Source organism: Aeromicrobium alkaliterrae (assembly GCF_039529015.1).
Classification (GTDB): Bacteria; Actinomycetota; Actinomycetes; order Propionibacteriales; family Nocardioidaceae; genus Aeromicrobium; species Aeromicrobium alkaliterrae.
On the sequence record NZ_BAAAME010000002.1, the window covers coordinates 661,482 to 668,497 of the forward strand.

A 7,016-nucleotide genomic window follows, 5' to 3' on the forward strand; every position below is an offset into this window, starting at 1 on the left:
ATGGAGGGGTTCGACCTCAACGCCCATGCGAGCCCGCTGCCGGCTGGAGGTTCCCCAGTCCACTCTTGGATCCGAGGAATCACATGACCGTGACCAGCAGCCCCGTGACCCCGACCGACGCCTGGCGTCCCGACGCCACCGAGGCGTTGAGCGCGCTGCTGCGCGAGCGTCTGGTGATCATCGACGGCGCGATGGGCACCGCGATCCAGCGCGACCGTCCGGACGAGGCCGGCTACCGCGGCGATCGGTTCGCCGACTGGCCCTCCGACATCCAGGGCAACAACGACCTGCTGAGCATCACCCAGCCGCAGATCATCGGCGGCATCCACCGGGAGTACCTCGAGGCCGGCGCCGACATCCTGGAGACCAACACCTTCAACTGCCAGTGGATCTCCCTGGCCGACTACGGCATGGAGGAGCTCGCCTACGAGCTCAACGTCACCTCGGCGCGCCTGGCGCGCGAGGCCTGCGACGAGTTCACGGCCCGCACGCCCGACAAGCCCCGCTTCGTCGCCGGTGCGATCGGCCCGCTGAACCGCACCGGCTCGATCTCGCCCGACGTCAACGACCCCGCGGCCCGCAACATCACCTTCGACGAGATGGTCGACGCGTACGGCGAGCAGATCCGCGGCCTCGCCGACGGCGGCGCCGACCTGTTCCTGGTCGAGACGATCTTCGACACGCTCAACGCCAAGGCGGCGATCTTCGCGCTCGAGACCTTCTTCGAGCAGGCCGGCCGCCGCTGGCCCGTCGCGATCTCCGGCACCATCACCGACGCCTCGGGGCGCACGCTGACGGGCCAGGTCACCGAGGCCTTCTGGAACTCCGTGCGCCACGTGCGGCCCATCATGGTCGGCCTGAACTGCGCACTCGGCGGCCAGGAGCTGCGTCCCTACATCGCCGAGCTGTCGCGCATCGCCGACTGCTTCGTGCACGCCTACCCGAACGCGGGCCTGCCGAACTCCTTCGGCGAGTACGACGAGGAGCCGGCCACGACCGCCGAGATCCTGCGCGAGTTCGCCGCCGCAGGCATCATCAACGCGGCCGGTGGCTGCTGCGGCACGACGCCCGCCCACATCGCCGACATCGCGATCGCGCTCGACGGTCTCACGCCGCGCGAGCCCGCGACGATCCCGACCGCGATGCGCCTGTCGGGCCTGGAGCCGCTCAACATCACCGAGGACTCGCTGTTCGTCAACGTCGGCGAGCGCACCAACATCACGGGCTCGGCCCGCTTCCGCAACCTGATCCGCGACGGGGACTACCCCACCGCGCTGTCGGTCGCGCGCCAGCAGGTCGAGAACGGCGCGCAGGTCATCGACATCAACATGGACGAGGGCATGATCGACGGCGTCGAGGCCATGCGTCGCTTCACGCGCCTGGTCAGCAGCGAGCCCGACATCTGCCAGGTGCCGATCATGGTCGACTCCTCGAAGTGGGAGGTCATCGAGGAGGGCCTGAAGAACGTCCAGGGCAAGTGCATCGTCAACTCGATCTCGCTGAAGGCCGGCGAGGAGGAGTTCGTGACGCAGGCCCGGCTGTGCCGCAAGTACGGCGCGGCGGTCGTCGTCATGGCCTTCGACGAGGAGGGCCAGGCCGACAACGTCGAGCGCCGCAAGGAGATCTGCGGCCGTGCGTACCGGATCCTGACCGAGGACGTCGGCTTCCCGCCCGAGGACATCATCTTCGACCCCAACATCTTCGCGGTCGCCACGGGCATCGAGGAGCACGCCACGTACGGCATCGACTTCATCGAGGGCACGCGCTGGATCAAGGAGAACCTGCCGGGGGTCAAGATCTCCGGCGGCGTCTCGAACGTCTCGTTCTCGTTCCGCGGCAACAACGCGGTGCGCGAGGCGATCCACGCGGTGTTCCTGTACCACGCGACCCGCGCCGGGATGGACATGGGAATCGTCAACGCGGGCGCGCTCGTGGTCTACGACGATGTCGACGAGAAGCTCCGCGAGCGCATCGAGGACGTCATCCTCAACCGGCGCGCCGACGCGGCCGACCGCCTCCTCGAGATCGCCGGCGAGTACGCCGGCACGGGCGAGAAGGCCGAGGTCGCGGCGGCCGAGTGGCGCTCCCTGCCCGTCAGCGAGCGCATCACCCACGCCCTCGTGAAGGGCATCGACGAGTTCGCCGTCACCGACACCGAGGAGCTCCGGCTCGAGATCGCCGCCCGCGGCGGCAAGCCGTTGGAGGTCATCGAGGGTCCGCTGATGGACGGCATGAACGTCGTCGGCGACCTGTTCGGCGCGGGCAAGATGTTCCTGCCGCAGGTCGTGAAGTCGGCGCGCGTCATGAAGAAGGCCGTCGCCCACCTGATCCCCTTCATCGAGGAGGAGAAGAGCCCCGAGGACGCCGGCCGCAGCAACGGCAAGGTCGTCATGGCCACGGTCAAGGGCGACGTCCACGACATCGGCAAGAACATCGTGGGCGTCGTGCTGCAGTGCAACAACTACGACGTCATCGACCTCGGCGTCATGGTGCCCGCCCAGAAGATCCTCGACGCGGCCAAGGAGCACGGTGCCGACGTGATCGGCCTGTCCGGGCTCATCACCCCGTCGCTCGACGAGATGGTCAACTTCGCGGCCGAGATGGAGCGCCAAGGCTTCGACATCCCGCTGCTCGTCGGCGGTGCCACGACCTCGCGCGCCCACACCGCGGTGAAGGTCGACCAGAAGTACCACGGCCCCGTCGTGTGGGTGAAGGACGCCTCGCGCTCGGTGCCCGTGGTCGCCGCCCTGCTCTCCGACGACCAGCGCCCCGGCCTGCTCTCGGACCTGCAGACCGACTACGACTCGCTCCGCGAGCGCCACGCGGCCCGGTCGGACGCCAAGCCGCTGCTGTCGATCGAGAAGGCGCGCGAGAACGCGTCGCCGGTCGACTGGTCGGACTACACGCCGCCCGTGCCGCCGGAGCTCGATGCCGACGGCGCGTTCGTGCGCACGTTCACCAACTACCCGCTCGACGAGCTGCGCGAGTACATCGACTGGCAGCCGTTCTTCAACGCGTGGGAGATGAAGGGCCGCTTCCCGGACATCCTCAACAACCCGTCGACGGGTGAGACCGCCCGCAAGCTCTACGACGACGCGCAGGAGATGCTCGACACCCTGATCGCCGAGAAGTGGATCTCGGCCAGCGGCGTCGTGGGCCTGTTCCCGGCGAACCAGGTGGGCCACGACGACATCGAGGTCTACGCCGACCACCACCGCGACGAGGTCCGCACGACGCTGCACCACCTGCGTCAGCAGACCGAGCACCGCGCCGGCGTCGCGCACAAGTCGCTGGCCGACTTCGTCGCGCCGAAGGAGACGGGCCTGCAGGACTACGTCGGCGCCTTCGCGGTGACGGCTGGGCTCGGCAGCTCCCAGAAGGTCGACGAGTTCAAGGCCGCGCTCGACGACTACAGCGCGATCCTGCTGGAGTCCTTGGCCGACCGCCTCGCCGAGGCGTTCGCCGAGCGGCTCCACGAGCGCGCCCGGAAGGAGTTCTGGGGCTACCAGCCCGACGAGACCCTCGACAACGAGTCGCTGATCGCCGAGAAGTACGTCGGCATCCGCCCGGCGCCCGGCTACCCCGCCTGCCCCGACCACACCGAGAAGCAGCTCCTGTGGGACCTGCTCGACGTCAAGGCGCAGACCGGGATCGAGCTGACCGACTCCATGGCGATGTGGCCCGGAGCCTCGGTCAGCGGTTGGTACTTCTCGCACCCGCAGTCGCAGTACACCGTGGTGGGCCGCATCGGGCGCGACCAGGTCACCGAGTACGCCGAGCGCAAGGGCTGGACCGTCGCCGAGGCGGAGCGCTGGTTGTCGCCGAACCTCGGGTACCGGACCGACGACGAGTGATCGGTCCTAGGGTGGAGTCGTGACGTTCGACGAGATCCCCCCGCTGCGCAATCCCTGGATGCTGGCGGCCTTCGAGGGCTGGAACGACGCTGCTGACGCGGCGTCGGGCGCGGTCGCGCACCTCGTCGACGAGTGGGACGCCGAGGTGCTGACCGAGCTCGACCCGGAGGAGTACTACGACTTCCAGGTCAACCGCCCCGTGCTGCGCCGCGACGAGGACGAGAACGGGGTCCTGGTGTGGCCCACGCCGACGATCTACGTCGCCCGACCCCGCGGCGCCGAGCGCGACGTGCTCCTGCTGCGCGCCAGCGAGCCGAACTACAAGTGGCGCGGGTTCTGCAGCACGATCCTCGGCGTCGCCTCGCTGGCCGGTGTCACGGACATCATCTCGCTCGGGGCCCTGCTGGCCGACACGCCGCACACGCGTCCCGTGCCGGTCAGCGGCTCGACCAACGGGCTCTCGAAGCGCTCCGTGCCGGGCCTGGAGACCACGCACTACGCGGGTCCGGTCGGGATCAGCTCGGTCCTGATCGAGGAGGCCACGAAGCTCGGCTTCCCCGCCGCCTCGCTCTGGGCCGCCGTGCCGCACTACCTGGCGGAGCCGCCGTGCCCCAAGGCCACGCTGGCCCTGCTCGGCGCGGTCGAGGACGCCCTCTCGATCCCGCTCCCCCAGGGCGTGCTCGACGAGCTCAGCGACGCGTGGCAGCGCGGCGCCGAGGAGGTCATGGAGGACGACGAGGAGATCGCCGAGTACGTCAAGGCGCTGGAGTCCGAGCGCGACACCAGCGACCTGCCCGAGGCGTCCGGCGACGCGATCGCCCGCGAGTTCGAGCGCTACCTCCGCCGTCGCCAGAGCGGCGACGACCGCTAGCTACAGCGCGACCCCGAGCAGCGCGTCGACCGCGGTGCTGACCTGGCCGGGGGCTTCGGCGTCGGTGCCCGACTCCCGCGTCCACGCGTCGACGGCCGCGAGGGCCGCCGGGGCGTCGAGGTCGTTCGCCAGGGCGGCGCGGATCGCCTCGACGACGGGCGCCGCGGGTGCTGCCGCGGTGCGGGAGGTGGCGGCGCGCCACGCGGCGAGGCGCAGCTGGGACACGGCGATCTCGGTGCCGAACCACTCCCAGTCGCTGCGGTAGTGGTGCGCCAGCAGGGCGAGGCGGATCGACATCGGGTCGTGGCCGGTCTCCCGCAGGCGCGAGACGAGCACCAGGTTGCCCTTGGACTTGCTCATCTTCTCGCCCTCGTAGCCGACCATGCCGGCGTGCACGTAGGCGCGGGCGAACGGCTCGCCCGTCGCGACGGCAGCCTCCGAGGCGGACATCTCGTGGTGCGGGAAGACCAGGTCGGAGCCGCCGCCCTGCACGTCGAAGCTCGTGCCGAGGTGCGCCAGCGCGATCGCGGCGCACTCGATGTGCCAGCCGGGCCGGCCGCGGCCGAGGCGGGTGTCCCAGGCGGGCTCCCCCGGGCGCTCGGCCTGCCACAGGAGGCAGTCGAGGGGGTCACGCTTGCCGGGACGGTCCGGGTCGCCCCCACGCTCGCCGAAGATGCGGTGCATCGTCTCGACGTCCCAGCCGGAGACCGAGCCGAACGCGGGATCGGCGTGGACGTCGAAGTACAGGTCGTCGTCGACGAGGTAGACGGCGCCGGCCTCCTGGAGGCGACCGACGAGGTCGACCACGAGGTCGATCGACTCCACGGCACCGATGTAGTGCTGCGGGGGCAGGACGCGCAGCGCGGTCATGTCCTCCCGGAAGAGCTGGGTCTCGCGCTCGGCCAGCTCGACCCAGTCGATGCCGGTCGCGGTCGCGCGCTCGAGCAGCGGGTCGTCGACGTCGGTGACGTTCTGCGTGTAGACGACCTCGCGGCCCTGGTCGCGCCAGACGCGCTGCAGCAGGTCGAAGGTCAGGTAGGTGGCGGCGTGACCGAGGTGCGTCGCGTCGTACGGCGTGATGCCGCAGACGTACAGGCGCGCGTCGCCCTCGCCGTCGAGCGGGCGCACCGACCCGAGCGACGTGTCGTGGACCTGGGGCACGGGTCCGGATCCGAGTCCGACCGAGGCCAACGAGGGCACGACGGGTCCCGACCAGCTACGCATGCGGCGAGCCTATCGGCCCGGCCTCGTCGGAGGTTCGACGGCCGTACCGGGGCGCGCGCTGGCACGATGGGCTCGTGATCATCGACTGCGCGGTCTACCGCGACGGCACGCGGGAGGACACGGGTCAGCACAGCGACGACCTGGCTGCCGCTCTGGCGGGCCTCGGCGAGGACGACTTCCTCTGGGTCGGGATGAACAACCCGACGGGTGACGAGATGAACCGCATCGGCACGGTGCTCGGGCTCCACCCCCTCGCGATCGAGGACGCACTCGAGGCGCACCAGCGGCCCAAGATCGAGCGGTACAAGGACCACCTCATCATGTCGATGCGGATGGTCTCGTACAGCGACGACGACATCACGACCAACGAGGTCAACCTCTTCCTCGGCGCGAACTACCTGCTGACGGTGCGCCACGGAGGCCCGTCGCTCGTCGAGGGACGGCGCCGGGCGGAACGGCGCCACGACGCCCTCTCCCACGGGCCCACGGCGGCGCTGTACTCCGTCGTCGACACGATCGTCGACCGGTACGAGCAGGTCGCGCGCGAGCTCGAGACCGACGTCGAGGAGATCGAGACCTCGGTGTTCTCGGCCGAGCCCACGAGCGACTCGACCCGCATCTACCGGCTGAAGCGCGAGGCGTTGGAGTTCCGGCGCGCGGTCGTGCCGCTGAAGGAGCCGGTCGTGCGGTTCTCCGAGACGGCCGAGCCGCCGGAGGCGCGCCCGTACTTCCGCGACATCGCCGACCACCTCGGTCGGGCGGCGGAGGCCATCGACACGATCGACCACCTGCTCGACAACGCGCTCACGGCGCACCTCGCGCAGCTCTCCGTCCAGCAGAACTCCGACATGCGCAAGCTCGCCGCCGGCGCCACGATCTTCGCCATCCCGACGGCGATCGCCGGCATCTACGGCATGAACTTCGAGCACATGCCGGAGCTCTCCTGGCCCGTCGGCTACCCGCTGTGCCTCGCCCTCATGGGCAGCGCCTGCGTCTACACCTACCGCCGCTTCAAGAAGTCCGGATGGCTCTGACCACCGCTCGCGAGTGAATTCCCGCCCCGCGAG

The 7,016-nt window shown here is 70.2% G+C and carries 4 protein-coding genes; 3 read left to right on the plus strand and 1 reads right to left on the minus strand.

The genetic code is table 11. From position 1 onward, the window contains the following. Nucleotides 1–83: 83 nt before the first annotated feature. Both metH and ABD127_RS04445 read left to right on the plus strand, forming a co-directional pair. Nucleotides 84–3,854 carry a methionine synthase gene (gene metH / locus ABD127_RS04440; protein WP_344198132.1) on the plus strand — a complete coding sequence of 1,257 codons (3,771 nt, stop codon included), beginning with the start codon at nucleotides 84–86 and terminating at the stop codon, nucleotides 3,852–3,854. Between the two features lie 19 nt (nucleotides 3,855–3,873). Continuing rightward, complete coding sequence (locus ABD127_RS04445) at nucleotides 3,874–4,725, plus strand: PAC2 family protein (RefSeq protein WP_344198134.1); 852 nt, start codon at nucleotides 3,874–3,876, stop codon at nucleotides 4,723–4,725. Here the strand turns inward: ABD127_RS04445 and mshC are convergent, their stop codons facing one another. After that, nucleotides 4,726–5,949 carry a cysteine--1-D-myo-inosityl 2-amino-2-deoxy-alpha-D-glucopyranoside ligase gene (gene mshC, locus ABD127_RS04450; RefSeq protein WP_344198136.1) on the minus strand — a complete coding sequence of 408 codons (1,224 nt, stop codon included), beginning with the start codon at nucleotides 5,947–5,949 and terminating at the stop codon, nucleotides 4,726–4,728. Nucleotides 5,950–6,023: 74 nt separating this feature from the next. Here mshC and corA point away from each other — a divergent pair, with 74 nt between their 5' ends. After that, complete coding sequence (gene corA, locus ABD127_RS04455; protein WP_344198138.1) at nucleotides 6,024–6,983, plus strand: magnesium/cobalt transporter CorA; 960 nt, start codon at nucleotides 6,024–6,026, stop codon at nucleotides 6,981–6,983. Nucleotides 6,984–7,016 lie beyond the last annotated feature (33 nt).